Origin of the sequence: Pseudomonas tremae, from assembly GCF_023278125.1 — a bacterium.
In the GTDB taxonomy this organism is placed as follows: domain Bacteria; phylum Pseudomonadota; class Gammaproteobacteria; order Pseudomonadales; family Pseudomonadaceae; genus Aquipseudomonas; species Aquipseudomonas tremae.
In genome coordinates this window covers 5,250,787-5,267,205 of record NZ_CP066270.1, presented here as the reverse complement: position 1 = coordinate 5,267,205, position 16,419 = coordinate 5,250,787, and the positions used below count along the sequence as shown (strand labels likewise).

Sequence of the window (16,419 nt, the reverse complement as noted above, 5' to 3'; positions counted from 1 at the left end):
CAAAGCGAGCCCTGCCAGGCTCGCGGTGCATCACAGACTCGGTAGCAGACGTGCAGGAACCAGCGGGTTCAGGCAAGTGGAGGACAACAGCTGACTGGCAGCTTCGATGTCCGGTGCAAAAAAGCGGTCCTTTTCATAGAACGGGACCTTGCTGCGCAACAGGCTGCGGGCTTGCTCCAGCTTTGCGGAGGTTTTCAGGCCTTCACGCAAGTCCAGCCCCTGGCAGGCAGCCAACCATTCTACGGCAAGAATCCCGCGAACGTTTTCTGCCATTTCCCATAACCGCTTGCCAGCAGCCGGTGCCATCGACACGTGGTCTTCCTGGTTGGCGGAGGTCGGCAGGCTGTCGACGCTGTGCGGATGGGCCAGCGCCTTGTTTTCACTGGCCAGCGCGGCGGCTGTGACCTGCGCGATCATGAAGCCTGAGTTGACGCCGCCGTTGGCCACCAGGAAGGGCGGCAGCTGCGACATATGCTTGTCCATCATCAGCGAAATGCGGCGTTCGCTGAGCGAGCCGATCTCGGCGATGGCCAGCGCCAGATTGTCCGCTGCCATCGCGACCGGCTCTGCGTGAAAATTGCCACCGGATATGACGTCGTTCTCGGCGGCGAACACCAGCGGGTTATCGGACACCGCATTCGATTCGATTTCCAGCACCTCAGCGGCCTGACGCAGCTGTGTCAGGCATGCGCCCATGACCTGCGGCTGGCAGCGCAGCGAGTAGGGGTCCTGAACCTTGTCGCAGTTGCGATGCGACTCCGACACACCGCTGCTTTCGCCCAGCAAATCGCGATAGCAGGCCGCCGCATCGATCTGCCCGCGCTGACCGCGCGCGGCATGAATCCGTGCGTCGAACGGCGAGCGTGAGCCGAGCACCGCTTCGACCGTCAGCGAGCCGCAGGTCAGCGCAGCGGCGAACAGGTCTTCGCCCTCGAACAGCCCGCGCAGTGCGTAAGCGGTCGACACTTGAGTGCCGTTGAGCAGCGCCAGCCCTTCCTTGGCGGCGAGGGTCAGCGGTTTCAGGCCAGCAACGGCAAGTGCATCGACAGCGTTGAGCCATTCGCCCTTGTAGCGCGCCTTGCCTTCACCCAGCAGTACCAGCGACATGTGCGCCAGCGGGGCCAGATCGCCGGAGGCACCGACCGAGCCCTTGAGCGGAATGTGCGGGTAGACCTCGGCATTGATCAGCGCGATCAACGCGTCGATCACCACCCGCCGAATGCCCGAGAAACCGCGGCTAAGGCTGTTGACCTTGAGCACCATGATCAGCCGTACCAGATCATCGCTGATCGGCTGGCCGACACCGGCCGCATGCGACAGCACCAGCGAACGCTGCAGGTTCTTCAGGTCCTCACTGGCGATTCGGGTCGAGGCCAGCAAGCCGAAACCGGTGTTGATGCCATAGGCGGTGCGGTTCTCGGCCAGAATGCGCTCGACACAGGCGACGCTGTCGTCGATCTGCTGGTTGGCGCTGCTGTCCAGCGTCAGGCTGACTGGCTGCTGATGAATGGCGCGCAATTGCGCCAGGGTCAGTTGGCCGGGGATCAGGTTCAGCGTCTTGGCAGATAAGGTGGTCACGATGCTGCTACTCCTTGATGGATGTCGGCAACGGCTGGTGGCCGTCAGCCGCCTCTACAGGTTTGCCGCATGATTGCGGCAGTGCCGGAAAACCCTTTCCAGCGATGTTTCGTCTTTGAGCAGGGCAGCGCTGCTGGCGATGTCAGGGGCCAGCCAGCGGTCTTCGTCGTAGGCCGCAACCTGTTCGCGCAGCAACCGCCAGGCCATGTCGGTACCGACGCCGAAGCGCTGCGTCTTGAGAAACTCGAATGCCTGCGCGGCGAGCAAATACTCGATAGCGAGAATCTGTGTGACATTGGCCAACACCTTGTGCAGCTTGAGTGCAGCGCTGGTGCCCAGGCTCAGGTGATCTTCCTGCAGGCCGGAGGTTATATAGTTATCGACCACTGCCGGCTGGGCCAACTGGCGGTTTTCTGCGCACAGCGAGGCGGCGACGTACTGGACGATCATCATTCCCGAGTTGACTCCGGGCTGACTGACCAGAAAAGCCGGCAGGCCGCTGACCATCGGGTTGATCAGGCGGTCCAGTCGCCGCTCGGCAATGGAGCCCAGTTCGGCCATCGCCATGCACAGCAAATCCGCCGCCATCGCCACCGACTGACCATGCGGGTTGGCTTGGGACACCACGCGCCAAGCGTCCGGCGTGCCGAGCAAAAGCGGGTTGTCGGTGGCCGAATTAAGTTCTGTTTCTATCTGGCGAATGGCATGGGCCAACTGGTCGCGGGTCGCGCCATGCACCTGAGGAATCGAGCGAATGCTCAGTGCATCCTGGGTACGAATGCCCTGGCTGCTGGCCAGCACTTCGCTGCCTGACAACAAGCTGCGCAGGTTCTTGCCTACCTGCTGCATGCCTGGGTGAGGCTTGAGAGCGAGAATGCTTTCATCGAACGCGTCCAGCTGGCCGCGCAGGGCCGCGCAGGGCCTCGAAGGTCATCGCCCCGATCACGTCGGCCCATTGGCTCAGACGCTCGGCATCGGCGATGGCCAGGCAGCTCAGGCCGGTCATGCACGGCGTACCGTTGACCAGGCACAAGCCGTCTTTGGCGCCGAGTATTACCGGTGCCAGACCTTCTTCGTCCAGCGCCTGCTGCGCAGCGACGATCTGCCCGCGATAACTGACCTGACCAGCGCCCAGCAGTGCAATGCCGACGTGCGCCATGTGGGTCAGATAACCCACTGAGCCCTGCGACGGTACTTGCGGCGTGATGCCTCGATTAAGCAACGCCAGCAGCGCCTCGACCACCTGACGATGGATGCCGGACTTGCCCTGACTGTAGTTGAGGATCGCGGCGCAGATGATTGCGCGAGTCTGTTCATCGGCCAATGGCGTACCCACCCCGCACGCGTGGCTGAGCAGGGTATTGCGCGACAAACGACTGAGCTGTTCGCCTTGCAGCGATACATTGCACAGCGCGCCGAGCCCGGTATTCACGCCATACGCGCGCTCGCCGCTGACGACGATGCGTTGCACGATGGCCTGGGCGTTATCGATCCGCGCCCAGGCGGCATCCGACAAGGCCAGTTGCGCGCCATGTCGGGCCACGGTGACTACATCCTTCCAGCCCACTGGGGCTTCGCCGATGACGATCTGTTCTGCTCGCGACATCTGCAACAGTCCTTAAAGGGTGGCCACGCGACGCTGAACGAAACGGTCCACGTAATCGTCGGCAGGCGAATGAAGGATTTCTTTCGGCGTACCGACCTGAATCAATCGCCCGTCCTTGAGGATCGCGATGCGGTTGCCGATGCGCACGGCTTCGTCCAGATCGTGGGTGATGAACACGATGGTCTTGTGCAGGCTGGCTTGCAGCTCCAGCAACTGGTCCTGCATCTCGGCACGAATCAACGGGTCGAGCGCGCTGAACGCCTCGTCCATCAGGATGATGTCGGTGTCCGCTGCCAAGGCTCGCGCCAGGCCGACGCGCTGACGCATGCCGCCGGAAAGCTGGTGCGGGTATTTGTTCTCGTAGCCTTTCAGGCCAACTGTGGTGACCCAGTGCTGCGCGCGTTCCTGACACAGCGCCTTGCTCTCGCCGCGCACTTTCAGGCCGTACGCGACGTTGGCCAGCACGGTCTTGTGCGGCAGCAGGCCGAAGCTCTGGAACACCATGCTGATCTTGTGCCGCCGAAACTCGCGCAGAGCCTCCATGTCGTAACGCAGTATGTCTTCGCCGTCGATCAGGATTTCGCCGCTGGTAGGGTCGATCAACCGGTTGAAGTGGCGCACCAGCGTCGATTTTCCCGAGCCGGACAGGCCCATGATGACGAAGATTTCGCCGCTGCCGATCGACAGCGACAGGTCGTTGACCCCGACCACGCAACCGGTCTGCGCAAGCACCTGATCCTTGCTTTGGTTCTGCTTGATCAGCGCCAGGGCGTCTTTGGCGCGATTGCCGAAAATCTTGAACACGTTTTTGACGACGATCTTGTTCGGTTCCACGCTGCTCATTTGTTCGCCTCATGACGTGGGCGGCCATAGGCCTGCGTGATACGGTCGATGACGACCGCGAGGATGACAATGGCCAGGCCCGCTTCCAGCCCGCGCCCGACGTTGAGCGTCTGAATGCCCACCAGTACGTCTTCGCCCAGCCCGCGTGCGCCGATCATCGAGGCAATCACCACCATCGACAGCGCCATCATGGTGGTCTGGTTGATCCCGGCCATGATGCTCGGCATGGCCAGTGGCAGTTGCACGCCGAATAATTGTTGCCAGCGGTTGGCCCCGAAGGCGTTGATCGCTTCCATCACTTCGCCATCGACCTGACGAATGCCCAGATCAGTCAGGCGAATCAGCGGTGGTGCGGCGTAGATAACCGTGGCGAAGATGGCCGGGACCTTGCCAAGGCCGAACAGCATCAGCACCGGGATCAGGTAAACGAAGCTGGGCATGGTCTGCATGATGTCCAGCAACGGCATCAATACCGAGCGCAGGCGATTGCTGCGCGCCGAGAGAATGCCCAGCGGAATGCCGATCAGCACTGCAATGATCGTGGCAACCAGCATCAGCGCCAATGTCTGCATCAGCTTGTCCCACAACCCGACCGCGCCGACCAGAAACAGCAGGCCGACGATCACCAGCGTCGTGATGATTTTGCGCGTCGCGTGCCAGGCGATACCGCCGACGATGATCAGCATCAGCCACCACGGGGCCATGCGCAGCAGGCCTTCGAGGTTGACGATGGCCCACAGCAGGGTCTCGGAAATGTGCCGGAACACATCGCCGTACTGCGTTACCAATGAGTCGACCCCGTCGTTGACCCAGTTGGCGATCGAGAAAGTGAAGCTTTCAGGAAACATAAGCGGCTCTCAAATGAGGTGTGTCGGGTCAACGGCCGGGCTGCCGAACCTTTCAGTCCGGCAGCCCGGTCGTTTACAGCGAAGCGTCCACCTTTTTCGCGGCGTCTTCACTGACCCATTTGTGCCAGACTTCCGGGTGCTCTTTAAGGAAAATCTTCGCCAGTTTCGGCGATTCGATGCGTTCCTTGGCCATGCGTCCCAGGTTCTGGTTAAGCAGGTCGATCGGCAGATTGACCTTCTCCAGCACCGCGACCAGTTCAGGGGCCTCGTCGTGGAACACTTTGGACACGCCGACCTTGATATCGATCGTCTTGTTGACGCCGGGTTTCTCTTCCAGTCGCACCAGGTCCACCTGGCCCATTAATGGCGTTGGCGACCAGTAGTAGGTGAGGATTGGCTCGCCACGTTTGTAGCTGGAGAGAATAGCCGCGTCCAGCGCCGGGCCGGTGCCAGGGCGGAAGTTGGTGTACTTGCCTTCCAGGCCGTAGCTCTTGAGCATTTCGCTGTTTTCCAGCTCACAGGTCCAGCCGGCCGGGCAGTTGTAGAAGCGGCCTTTGCCGGGCTCTTCCTGATCCTTGAACACTGCAGAATACTGAGTCAGATCGCTGATGGATTTGAGGTTGGGTGCCTTGGCTTCCAGCTTACGTTTGGCGTCGCCTTCGATCACATAGCGCGGTACGTACCAGCCTTCCACTGCGCCGACTATCGGCGCGCCGACACCGACGACTTTCCCCGCTGCGGCGGCCTTGTTCCAGACTTCACTACGGCCGACCCATTCTTCGGCAAAGATCTGTATGTCGTTGGTGCCAAGGGCGTTTTCCATGGCAATGGAGTTGCCGGGCAGGGCGTCCACAGTGCAGCCGTAGCCCTTGTCCAGCACGACCTGCAGGATGTCGGTCAGCAGCATCGCGCTTTCCCAGTTCAGCCCGGCGAACTTCACCGGTTTGCCTAATTCGCACCAGCCCGCAGCCTGACTTGCGCCTGCGCTGGCTAGAAGGCCAGCGGATACCAATGTGGTCAACAGGGCCTTTTTCATTTTCATTGTCGATGCTCCTAAGCCTGAAATGGATGACGGCAGCTTCAATCAGGCATCCGGCCCATGGGCATGCTCATGCCCGTTCCCCAAGTCTGTCGGTTCGATAACCGCAGGCTCTTAACGTCCAATCATCGGCAGGTTCAAGCCCTGCTCTTTGGCACAGTCGATGGCGATGTCATAACCTGCATCGGCATGGCGCATCACTCCGGTGGCCGGGTCGTTGTGCAGTACGCGGGCAATTCGCTCGGCGGCTTCATCGGTGCCGTCACAGACGATCACCATGCCGGAATGCTGCGAAAAGCCCATGCCGACGCCGCCGCCGTGGTGCAGCGATACCCAGGTCGCACCGCTGGCGGTGTTGAGCAGGGCGTTGAGCAGTGGCCAGTCGGAAACCGCATCCGAGCCGTCACGCATGGATTCGGTTTCACGGTTGGGGCTGGCGACCGAGCCGGAGTCCAGATGGTCGCGACCGATCACCACCGGTGCCGACAGTTCACCACTGCGGACCATCTCGTTGAATGCCAGACCCAACTTGGCGCGCTGGCCCAGACCAACCCAGCAGATACGCGCCGGCAGGCCCTGAAAGCTGATGCGCTCGCGGGCCATGTCCAGCCAGTTGTGCAGGTGGTCGTCGTCCGGGATCAGCTCTTTGACCTTGGCGTCGGTCTTGTAGATGTCCTGCGGGTCACCCGACAGCGCGGCCCAGCGGAACGGCCCGATGCCGCGGCAGAACAGAGGGCGGATATAGGCGGGGACAAAGCCTGGGAAATCGAAGGCATTGGCGACGCCGACTTCCTTGGCCATCTGGCGAATATTGTTGCCGTAGTCAAAGGTCGGAATGCCCGCTTGCTGAAACGCCAGCATGGCTTCGACGTGTTCGGCCATCGACTGCTTGGCAGCCTTGACCACATTGGCCGGCTCGCTAACCGAACGGGTGCGGTATTCGTCCCAGGTCCAGCCTTTGGGCAGGTAGCCATTGAGCGGGTCGTGGGCGCTGGTCTGGTCGGTGACCATGTCCGGACGCACACCGCGACGGACCATTTCCGGCAGAATATCTGCCGCGTTGCCGCACAGGGCGATGGAAATGGCCTTGCCTTCGGCGGTGTATTTGGCGATGCGCGCCAGTGCGTCATCCAGGTCAGCCGCTTGCTCGTCGACGTAGCGGGTCTTGATGCGAAAATCGATACGGCTTTGCTGGCATTCGATGTTCAGCGAGCAGGCCCCGGCCAGCGTAGCTGCCAGCGGCTGTGCGCCGCCCATGCCACCGAGCCCTGCGGTCAGCACCCAGCGGCCTTTGAGGTTGCCGTCATAGTGCTGGCGGCCGGCTTCGACGAAGGTTTCGTAAGTGCCCTGAACGATGCCTTGGCTGCCGATGTAGATCCAGCTGCCAGCTGTCATCTGGCCATACATCGCCAGACCCTTGGCGTCCAGCTCGTTGAAATGCTCCCAACTGGCCCAGTGCGGCACCAGGTTAGAGTTGGCGATCAGTACGCGAGGGGCATTGCTGTGGGTCTTGAACACGCCGACCGGCTTGCCGGACTGCACCAGCAGGGTTTCGTCATCGTTGAGCTGGGTGAGGCTTTCGACGATCTTGTCGTAGCATTCCCAGTTGCGTGCCGCGCGACCAATGCCACCATAAACCACCAACTCATTGGGGTTTTCGGCGACTTCCGGGTCGAGGTTGTTCATCAACATGCGCAGCGGTGCTTCGGTCATCCAGCTTTTGGCAGTCAATCGAGTGCCGCGTGCAGCCCGTACCACGCCTTCGCGGTGGCGGGTCCAGTCCTGCTTCAGGTCTTGATTATTCTCGGTCACAAAAGAATCCTCGGCGATCAATCCAAACCAGCCCGATGAAAGGGCGAGCAGTGCCTGGCGAAGCAGGCTGATTCAGTCCAGTGGAGAGCAGAATGTGTAGCCTGTCTCTACTTGTACATACAAGCATATGCAATCAAAGGACCAACTTCGTCCGCACCCCGGCTAATTGATCGTTTGATGGGTATGCCATCCAGTGTTTTTGCGGGTCGGCAGCCTCTCTCACAGCGATTTGAGGCTTTGTGCAACGAGACCGACAGCGTTACCTGAAACGTGATTTGCGCGTTTTTGGGGCGGCAGGTAACAGAACGGTGCGTGAAATGTGTGCGAGGCCAGGCTCATGTTGGACAGTTGATCCATGTCTGCAAATACCTCCATCTGGAGGGCCTGAATTGCGTGGCTGGACGATTGGAACGATCCCGCCCGGGCGTGCGTCATACCGTGGCCTGAGCCAGCGCTTACCGGCCTGCGATTAGTATTTGCGGGTACTTTCATGTTTAAATTGAACGCTCGTTCAAGTTAAACCGGTGGTTCGCTGCCCGCTCACAACAGGAGGCTAACCCTTGCCGTATCCGTTTTTTGCAGTTGGTTTTATCAGTCCGGAGGCGTTCATACGATGAGTTCTCCGAGTACTTCTTCAAGCGGCATGGTCCGCATGAACGCCCCAGTGTTCTACTTCGCTGCGAGCTTCATCCTCATCTTCGGCATCATTGTCATCGCCTTCCCGCAAGCCAGCGGCGAATGGCTGCTGGCTGCGCAGAACTGGGCTGCCAATACGGTCGGCTGGTACTACATGATGGTCATGACTCTGTACCTGGTCTTCGTGGTGGTCACCGCCTTGTCGGGCTTTGGCAAGATCAAGCTCGGTGCCGACCACGACGAGCCCGAGTTCAGTTACCTGTCATGGGCCGGGATGCTGTTCGCTGCCGGGATCAGCATCACGTTGTTCTTCTTCTGTGTCTCGGAACCGCTGACGCACTTGCTGCAACCGCCACAGGGCGAGGGCGGCACCGCTGAGGCTGCACGTCAGGGCATGCAGTTGCTGTTTCTGCACTGGGGCCTGCATGGCTGGGGCGTCTTTGCTTTCGTCGGCATGGCGCTGGCCTACTTCGCCTATCGACACAATCTGCCGCTGGCCTTGCGTTCGGCGCTGTACCCGCTGATCGGCAAGCGCATCAATGGCCCTATCGGCTATGCCGTCGATGGTTTCGGCATCATCGCGACCATTTTCGGGCTGGGCGCAGACATGGGTTTTGGCGTGCTGCACCTTAACTCCGGTCTGGATTACCTGTTTGGTGTGGCGCATACCCACTGGATTCAGGTCGGTCTGATCACTCTGATGATGGGCGCAGCGATTCTGGTGGCGATTGCCGGTGTCGACAAAGGCGTGCGCCTCATGTCCGACATCAACATGCTACTGGCCTGTGCGCTGTTGCTGTTCGTGCTGTTTGCCGGCCCTACACAGCATTTGCTCAATACCCTGGTGCAGAACATCGGTGACTATCTGGGGGCGCTGCCAAGCAAGAGTTTCGATGTCTACGCCTACAACGAGCCGAGTGACTGGCTGGGCGGCTGGACCGTGTTCTATTGGGCCTGGTGGATTGCCTGGTCGCCGTTCGTGGGCCTGTTCATTGCACGTATTTCTCGTGGCCGGACCATCCGTGAATTCGTTTTCGGCGTGCTGCTGATTCCGCTTGGCTTCACCCTGGCGTGGATGTCGATCTTCGGCAACAGCGCCATCGACCAGGTGCTCAACCACGGCATGGTCGCGTTGGGCCAATCGGCTATCGATGATCCGTCGATGACCCTGTATCTGCTGCTGGAAACCTACCCGTGGAGCAAGACGGTCATCGCGGTGACGGTGTTCATCAGCTTCGTGTTCTTCGTCACTTCGGCCGATTCGGGCACGGTGGTGCTGTCGACGCTTTCCGCCAAAGGTGGCAACCCTGACGAAGACGGGCCGAAATGGCTGCGCGTCTTCTGGGGTGTCGCCACTGCGCTGATCACCAGCGGCCTGCTGTTTTCAGGCAGTATCGATGCGCTGAAGTCGGCGGTGGTCCTGACCTCGCTGCCGTTTTCGCTGATTCTGCTGCTGATGATGTGGGGCCTGCACAAGGCATTCGTCATGGAGTCACAGCGCAAGATCGCGCAACTGTACTCGCTGGCTCCTGTGTCCGGTTCACGACGCGGCGGCTGGCGTCAGCGCCTGAGTCAGGCCGTGCATTACCCGTCGCGGGATGAGGTGTATCGCTTCCTCGACCAGACCGTGCGCCCGGCGATTGATGAAGTAACGGCAGTATTCGTCGAGAAGGGCTTGAGCGTGGTCAACGTGCCTGACCCGTCCAACGACTCCGTGACCCTGGAAATCGGTCACGGCGAAGAGCGTCCATTCATCTACCAGGTGCAGATGAAAGGCTTCTTCACGCCTTCGTTTGCGCGCGGTGGCATGGGCTCCAAACAGTTGAACAACCGCCGCTATTACCGCGCCGAGGTTCACCTGAGCGAAGGCAGCCAGGACTATGACCTAGTGGGTTACACCAAGGAGCAGGTGATCAACGACGTGCTCGACCAGTACGAACGGCATATGCAGTTCCTGCATCTGGTGCGTTGATCAGGGCTTGGGAGCACCTATCGTTCCGCACGCTCCCGCATGGGCACGCGATTGCGTCGGCTCAGGTACTCTCCCGCTCCACCAATTTGCACTCCAGCAGATTCAAACGCTGTATTTCCCCACGCACTGGCAGTACCCCGAGGCTTTCGAGCACCCGCGTCGCAGCCATTACGCCGATTTCCAGGGCCGGCGGTTTGATGGTGGTGAGGCTGGGTAGCATCATTTCTGCGAAGGCGTAATCGCCAAAGCCCATAACGGCGCAGTCCTGCGGAATGCTCAGGCCTGCGCGCTGGCTGGCGAGCAGGGCGCCTGCGGCCAGGTTGTCGTTGGCGAAGAAGACGGCGTCGGGGCGTGGCTGCTGGTTCATCAGCGTTTCCATCGCCTGTTTGCCTGCTTCGAATGGCGCTCTCCCGGCGTCCGGGACGAATACCCTCGGCGTGATGCCGAGCCCTTCCAGGGTTACGACATAACCGTCGCGGCGCTCCAGTGCGCTGAAGTCACCTGCAATGCTGTTCTGCACGAACGCAATGCGGCGATAGCCCTTGTCGTACAGATATCGAGCGGCAGTAACACCGACGTCATAGTGAGAAAAGCCGATCTGGATCGGGCTGCGTTCAGGCTGGTGGTCCCAGGTTTCGATCACCGGGATATCGGTCTGCTCGATCATCTTTTCAGTCGCGGGGCTGTGGAAGCGACTGGTCAGCACCAGTGCCGCCGGGGACCAGCCGAGAAACGCCCGCACGGCGCTTTCTTCCTGCCCGGCGGAAAAGTAGCTGGAAGCCAGCAGCAACTGAAAACCATGCCGGCTCAGCGTGTCACTGAAGCCTTGGATGGTGTTGGCAAATATGGGCCCGGAGATATTGGGAATCACCATCGCCACCACTTTGTTGCGCGCCGACGCCAGACCGCCGGCCACCAGATTAGGCACATAGCCCAGCGTATTGACCACAGCGGCAATGCGCTCGCGCAGTTCGTTCGACACTTGCTCCGGCTGGTTGAAATAGCGCGACACGGTGATGGCCGAAACTCCCGCCTGGCGTGCGACGGCGGTGATAGTCACTCGACCTGCGCCTCGGCGTTTGCGTGTCGTAGCTTTCTCGTCGGCCATGCTCTATCGCTTCGTATAAAATTAAAAAGAATATAAAACTAATTTTTCAGTATTGGACGATCTATAGGCTGTTTCCCGATACTGCCGATGTTAGCGCTAACAAAGATGGTTGTCTGCTACTCGTCACCGCGAATGCCCGGACCCGCTTTAGCCAGCAACGATAAGCGCCAGCGCGCATTGCACTGGCGTATCAGGGGCATATTTCAGGCAGGCACGCAGATGCACACAACACGCGGGGATGGGGTCAAACACACACTTCTGGCGCAGGCCATTGGGCAGGCTCATGCGGGGCGGGGGCGTCAATACGGCTGGCTGTTGATGGGGCTTGCCGCCTTGCCGTGGGGAGCAGCCCTGGCTGATACCGAGGCCGCTGAGAATGCGCAAACCATATCGCTGGAATCGGTCACTGTAACGGCCACGCGCCGCGAAGAATCGCTGCAAAAGGTGCCGGTCGCGGTGTCGGTGATTCAGGGCGAACAGCTGGAGCGGGACAACCGCACCGGCGTTGCCAGCATCGTGCAGCAAGTGCCGTCGCTGAATTTCCGCACCGGCGCTTCCAACAAGGACACCTCACTGTTCATTCGCGGTGTCGGCACCATTTCTACATCACCGGGCGTCGAGCCGACAGTGGCTACCGTGATCGATGGTGTGGTGTATGCGCGTCCGGGTCAGGCCACGCTGGACTTGCTCGATCTCGAACGCATCGAAGTGCTGCGCGGTCCGCAAGGTACGCTGTTCGGCAAGAATGCATCGGCTGGTGTGCTCAACGTCACCACCAAGGCGCCGACCGAAGAGACCCACGGTTATATCGATCAGTCGTACTACAGCGGCAACGAAAGCCGCACCCGTTTCGGCATTGGCGGCAGTCTGATTCCGCAGACCCTCAAGGGCTCGATCACCACGCTGTTCGGCAGCTACGACGGCAACGTCGACAACACGCTCAATGGTCATGAAGTCAACGGTTACAACCGCAAGGGCGCGCGCGGCAAGCTGGAGTTCACGCCCAACGACGACATCACCTTCACCCTCGCCGCAGACTACATGCAGTCGCATGACGACGCGCCGAATGGCGTGGTGAGCAAGGCGCTGACGCCAGCGTTCGCCAGTGCGTTGTCACCGGTACGTGCCGACAGCAACAGCCGCAACGTGGTCAGCGATTACCGCAGCCATGTCGAGGACGTCAATAAAGGCCTGTCCGGCCAGCTCGACTGGCAACTGGGCGATTACACCCTCACGTCCATTACTGCCTGGCGCGGCTGGGACAACACCCAGTATCAGGACGGCGACCGCCTGGGCACCGTCAGCGCTGCCTTTCCCGGTACCGAAGACAAGGGCGATCTGGAGTTCAACCAGTACTCGCAGGAGTTACGGTTGGCATCGCCCAAGGGGCAGTTCGTCGAGTACGTCGGCGGGTTGTTCTATATGCACGGCAAGAGCGACGAAACCTATAGGCGCACGCTGATCACGCCAACGACTCAGGATCGCGGCATCGCCGATTACAGCACCTCCACCGACAGCTACTCGGTGTTTGGCGAAACCACGTTCAATTTCACGCCGGACTTTCGCGCCATTGCGGGGGCGCGCTGGACCCACGACGATTTGGAATACGATCACCGCCGCCTCTCGACATCGGCTACCACGGTCAGCGGCATTCAGCCTGCGACCAGCAGTTCCGGGTCGGTGGACGAGGACGGCAAGTCGGGGCGTCTTGGCCTGCAGTACGACCTGAGCGACAGCGTGATGACGTACATCACTTACTCGCGCGGCTACAAAGGCCCGGCCTACAACGTGTTTTTCAACATGCAGCCGCGTGACACCGAAGCCCTCAAGCCAGAAACCTCCAATACCTGGGAAGTCGGCCTCAAGGCCACCACCTGGGACAATCGCCTGACCACCAATCTGGCGGTGTTCCACAGCGAGTACGACAACTATCAGGCGAACTTCTTCGACAGTGTTGCCGGGCAGGTCGTGACGCGCCTGATCAACGCCGGCACTGTCAGCTCTGAAGGCATCGAGCTGGATTACGCCCTGCAGGCCACTCAAAACCTGAAATTTTCCGGCGCGCTGTCCTATACCCGCGCGCGCATCGACAGTTTCGGCTGCCCAGCGGGCGCGGCGGCGTCGTGCGACGTCGATGGCAAGACCCTGCCTTACAGCCCGGACTGGAAAAGCTACGTTCGCGCTGATTACACCATCCCGCTGGACAACGGCCTGGATATCGAGCTGGGCACCGATTACAGCTGGCAGAGCGAAGTGCAGTACGACATCAGCCAGAACCCGGACACCAGGCAGGGCGCTTACGGCATCTGGAATGCCAGCGTGGCGCTGGCTGATTACAACAGTGGCTGGCGCGTGGCACTGCTCGGCAAGAACCTGGCAGACAAGTCTTATTCGCCGATGCTGGCCACTGGCGGCAACTACGTTTACCGATCCGTGCCGCGTGATGACGAACGTTATTTCGGCGTGCAATTGCGCAAGGATTTTTGAGCCGTCGCCCTCAGTCACCCAGTAAGGAGAGAGAAATGAGCACGACTGCTCGACAGATGAAGCTGGGCGCGTTCCTGATGGCCACCGGGCATCACGTTGCTGCCTGGCGACACCCTGAAGTGCCTGCGGACGCAGGGCTTGATTTCAAGCACTACCGGCACTTGGCCCAAGTCGCGGAAGCGGCGAAATTCGATGCGCTGTTTGTGGCGGACAGTGTGGCTGCTGCGACTGGCGATATAGCCAGCCGCATGGCGCGCTCCGATCATTTCGAGCCACTGACGCTGCTCTCGGCGCTGAGCGCGGTAACTGATCACATCGGCCTGATTGCAACCGCAACCACCACCTACAACGAGCCCTATCACGTGGCCCGCAAGTTCGCCTCGCTGGATCATCTGTCTGGTGGGCGAGCAGGCTGGAATCTGGTGACCTCGGATGCCGCCGCCGAAGCGCAGAACTTCGGTCGCGCCGAACATGTCGCGCATGCCGAGCGTTACAGCCGCGCACGGGAGTTTCATCAGGTGGTTACCGGCCTGTGGGACAGCTGGGCAGACGACGCTTTTACCCGCGACAAGGCCAGCGGTGAATATTACGACCCGGCCAAGGTGCATGTGCTCAATCACGTGGGCGAGCACTTCAGCGTCAAAGGTCCACTGAACGTGGCGCGTTCGCCGCAGGGGCAGCCCGTGGTGGTGCAGGCCGGTTCCTCGGAGGTTGGTCGCGATCTGGCAGCGCAGACGGCGGAAGTGGTGTTTACCGCACAGACCTCGCTGGCCAGTGCCCAGGCCTTTTACGCGGACATCAAAGGGCGTTTGAGCGCTTACGTGCGTGGCGTAGATTCGCTGAAAGTGATGCCCGGCGTGTTCATCGTCGTGGCAGAAACCGAAGCGCTGGCTAACGCAAGATTCGAGTCGTTTCAGGCGTTGGTCGAGCCTCGGGTAGGCGTCGCCCTGCTGGGGCGCATGCTGGGCAATTTCGACCTGTCGGGTTACCCGCTGGATGGCCCGCTACCGGAACTGCCGTTGACCGACAGCGGCCAGCGCAGCCGACAGAAACTGCTTACCGAACTGGCCGATCGGGAAAACCTGACGTTGGCGCAATTGGGTCGCCGGATTGCCGGTGGGCGAGGGCACTACAGCCTGATCGGCACACCTGGGCAGATCGCTGACGAGCTGCAAGTCTGGTTCGAGCAAGGCGCAGCGGATGGCTTCAACGTACTGGTGCCGCACCTGCCCGGTGGGCTTGAGGATGTCGCCCGGTTGCTGGTGCCGGAGCTGCAGCGGCGCGGGCTGTTTCGTACTGAATACGAAGGCACGACCTTGCGCGAGAACCTTGGATTGCAGCGGCCTGCCTACAGGTTTTGAGTGTTTCCCCTTACTGGACGTTACATGCAAGTCCTGAAGAGCGCAGAAAACGGGGCTTCTGCTCGCAGGGCGTGGGAGCGAACTTGTTCGCGAAGACGTTCGATCCCACGGCCTCCGGCCAGAATCCAGGGCGGATTTTTATACAGAATTAAAGGATTACCCATGAAAAGATTCACCTTTATTGCCACCATCGTGGCCTTCAGCGGATTGCTCAATACAGCCTCTGCCGACGAACCCGACACGCTGCGCATGGGCTACCAGAAAGGCTCGATCACGTTGGTGCTGGCCAAAGAGCACGGCCTGCTGGAGAAGCGCTTCCCGCAAACGCAGATCAAATGGATCGAATTCCCGGCTGGGCCGCAGATGCTGGAGGCGCTGAACATCGGCAGCCTGGACATCGCTTCGACCGGTGATATACCGCCGATCTTCGCTCAAGTCGCTGGTGCCGATCTGGTCTACATAGCCGCAGAACCGGCCAAGCCTCAAGCCGAAACCATACTGGTGCGCAACGAAAGCCCGCTGCACAGCGTTGCGGAGCTTAAAGGCCGCAAGGTCGCACTTCAGAAAGGCTCAAGCTCGCATAACCTTGTGCTGCGTTTGCTGAACAAGGCAGGCCTGACGTTCAAGGACATTCAGCCTGTTTACCTGACGCCGGCCGATGCACGCGCTGCCTTTGAAAACGGTAGCGTCGATGCATGGGCTACCTGGGACCCTTACTCCTCCATCGCCATTAACGAAGGTCATAGCCGGCTGCTGGCCAATGGCGAAGGGTTGGGTTTGGCCGGGTCGTTTTACACCGCACGCCGTGCGTTTGCCGAGAAAAATGGCGCGTTCGTGCAGCAGGTTCTCGACCAACTGACTGTCGCCGATGGCCTTTCCCGCACCCAGCGCGCCGAGAGCATTCAGATTCTGTCGCGCAGCATGGGGTTGTCCGAAGCGGTCATCACTCAGTATCTTGATCATCGACCTGAATCGCCCAGTCTGCCGATCACGCCGCAGATCGTAGGTGCGCAGCAAGCGACCGCCGATCTGTTTTACGACAACCACCTGATACCCAAGCGGGTCGATATTCAGCAGGTTGTCTGGCAAAAGCCATGATGCCTGCGTGGCGAGCAGACGTTTCAGGCTC

Annotated in this window: 10 protein-coding genes and 1 pseudogene; 4 read left to right on the top strand and 7 right to left on the bottom strand. The window is 60.5% G+C overall.

What is annotated here, in order from left to right:
• Window positions 1-30: 30 nt before the first annotated feature.
• The 6 genes and pseudogenes from hutH to hutU form a co-directional block, all read right to left on the bottom strand.
• The gene (gene hutH, locus I9H09_RS23690) at window positions 31-1,578 is read right to left on the bottom strand and encodes a histidine ammonia-lyase (RefSeq protein WP_122346884.1); all 1,548 of its coding nucleotides are present in this window, start codon (window positions 1,576-1,578) and stop codon (window positions 31-33) included.
• A 54-nt stretch (window positions 1,579-1,632) separates the two neighbouring features.
• Window positions 1,633-3,184 (bottom strand): annotated as a pseudogene (locus tag I9H09_RS23685) (HAL/PAL/TAL family ammonia-lyase).
• Window positions 3,185-3,196: 12 nt separating this feature from the next.
• Window positions 3,197-4,027, bottom strand: coding sequence for a quaternary amine ABC transporter ATP-binding protein (locus tag I9H09_RS23680; RefSeq protein ID WP_050586612.1), 831 nt, complete (start codon window positions 4,025-4,027; stop codon window positions 3,197-3,199).
• Window positions 4,024-4,875: an ABC transporter permease gene (locus I9H09_RS23675; protein ID WP_005896196.1), complete on the bottom strand. Its 852-nt coding sequence runs from the start codon at window positions 4,873-4,875 to the stop codon at window positions 4,024-4,026. Before I9H09_RS23675 ends, I9H09_RS23680 begins: the two co-directional genes overlap by 4 nt.
• A 73-nt stretch (window positions 4,876-4,948) precedes the next feature.
• Window positions 4,949-5,917, bottom strand: coding sequence for an ABC transporter substrate-binding protein (locus tag I9H09_RS23670; RefSeq protein ID WP_122346883.1), 969 nt, complete (start codon window positions 5,915-5,917; stop codon window positions 4,949-4,951).
• Between the two features lie 111 nt (window positions 5,918-6,028).
• Window positions 6,029-7,726, bottom strand: a complete 1,698-nt coding sequence (hutU, locus tag I9H09_RS23665; protein WP_122346895.1) for a urocanate hydratase — start codon at window positions 7,724-7,726, stop codon at window positions 6,029-6,031.
• Window positions 7,727-8,378: 652 nt separating this feature from the next.
• On the opposite strand from hutU, the gene betT reads away from it, so the two are divergent.
• The gene (betT, locus tag I9H09_RS23660; protein ID WP_172678987.1) at window positions 8,379-10,334 is read left to right on the top strand and encodes a choline transporter BetT; all 1,956 of its coding nucleotides are present in this window, start codon (window positions 8,379-8,381) and stop codon (window positions 10,332-10,334) included.
• A gap of 61 nt (window positions 10,335-10,395) precedes the next feature.
• Here betT and I9H09_RS23655 read toward each other — a convergent pair whose 3' ends face one another.
• The gene (locus I9H09_RS23655) at window positions 10,396-11,442 is read right to left on the bottom strand and encodes a LacI family DNA-binding transcriptional regulator (RefSeq protein ID WP_122346882.1); all 1,047 of its coding nucleotides are present in this window, start codon (window positions 11,440-11,442) and stop codon (window positions 10,396-10,398) included.
• A gap of 219 nt (window positions 11,443-11,661) precedes the next feature.
• Here I9H09_RS23655 and I9H09_RS23650 point away from each other — a divergent pair, with 219 nt between their 5' ends.
• The 3 genes from I9H09_RS23650 to I9H09_RS23640 all read left to right on the top strand — a co-directional run bounded on the left by I9H09_RS23650 (window position 11,662) and on the right by I9H09_RS23640 (window position 16,388).
• The gene (locus tag I9H09_RS23650) at window positions 11,662-13,929 is read left to right on the top strand and encodes a TonB-dependent receptor (RefSeq protein WP_122323770.1); all 2,268 of its coding nucleotides are present in this window, start codon (window positions 11,662-11,664) and stop codon (window positions 13,927-13,929) included.
• A gap of 35 nt (window positions 13,930-13,964) precedes the next feature.
• Window positions 13,965-15,290, top strand: coding sequence for an LLM class flavin-dependent oxidoreductase (locus I9H09_RS23645; RefSeq protein WP_122313410.1), 1,326 nt, complete (start codon window positions 13,965-13,967; stop codon window positions 15,288-15,290).
• A gap of 162 nt (window positions 15,291-15,452) precedes the next feature.
• Window positions 15,453-16,388 (top strand): sulfonate ABC transporter substrate-binding protein, encoded by a 936-nt coding sequence (locus I9H09_RS23640; protein WP_122313411.1) that lies wholly within the window; start codon window positions 15,453-15,455, stop codon window positions 16,386-16,388.
• Window positions 16,389-16,419 lie beyond the last annotated feature (31 nt).

What these genes read in the sequence shown, in the direction of transcription:
- I9H09_RS23680 (WP_050586612.1), bottom strand. Translation starts at nt 4,027, where the DNA reads ATGAGCAGCGTGGAACCGAACAAGATCGTCGTCAAAAACGTGTTCAAG.
- I9H09_RS23675 (WP_005896196.1), bottom strand. Translation starts at nt 4,875, where the DNA reads ATGTTTCCTGAAAGCTTCACTTTCTCGATCGCCAACTGGGTCAACGAC.
- I9H09_RS23670 (WP_122346883.1), bottom strand. Translation starts at nt 5,917, where the DNA reads ATGAAAATGAAAAAGGCCCTGTTGACCACATTGGTATCCGCTGGCCTT.
- betT (WP_172678987.1), top strand. Translation starts at nt 8,379, where the DNA reads ATGAACGCCCCAGTGTTCTACTTCGCTGCGAGCTTCATCCTCATCTTC.
- I9H09_RS23655 (WP_122346882.1), bottom strand. Translation starts at nt 11,442, where the DNA reads ATGGCCGACGAGAAAGCTACGACACGCAAACGCCGAGGCGCAGGTCGA.
- I9H09_RS23650 (WP_122323770.1), top strand. Translation starts at nt 11,662, where the DNA reads ATGCACACAACACGCGGGGATGGGGTCAAACACACACTTCTGGCGCAG.
- I9H09_RS23645 (WP_122313410.1), top strand. Translation starts at nt 13,965, where the DNA reads ATGAGCACGACTGCTCGACAGATGAAGCTGGGCGCGTTCCTGATGGCC.
- I9H09_RS23640 (WP_122313411.1), top strand. Translation starts at nt 15,453, where the DNA reads ATGAAAAGATTCACCTTTATTGCCACCATCGTGGCCTTCAGCGGATTG.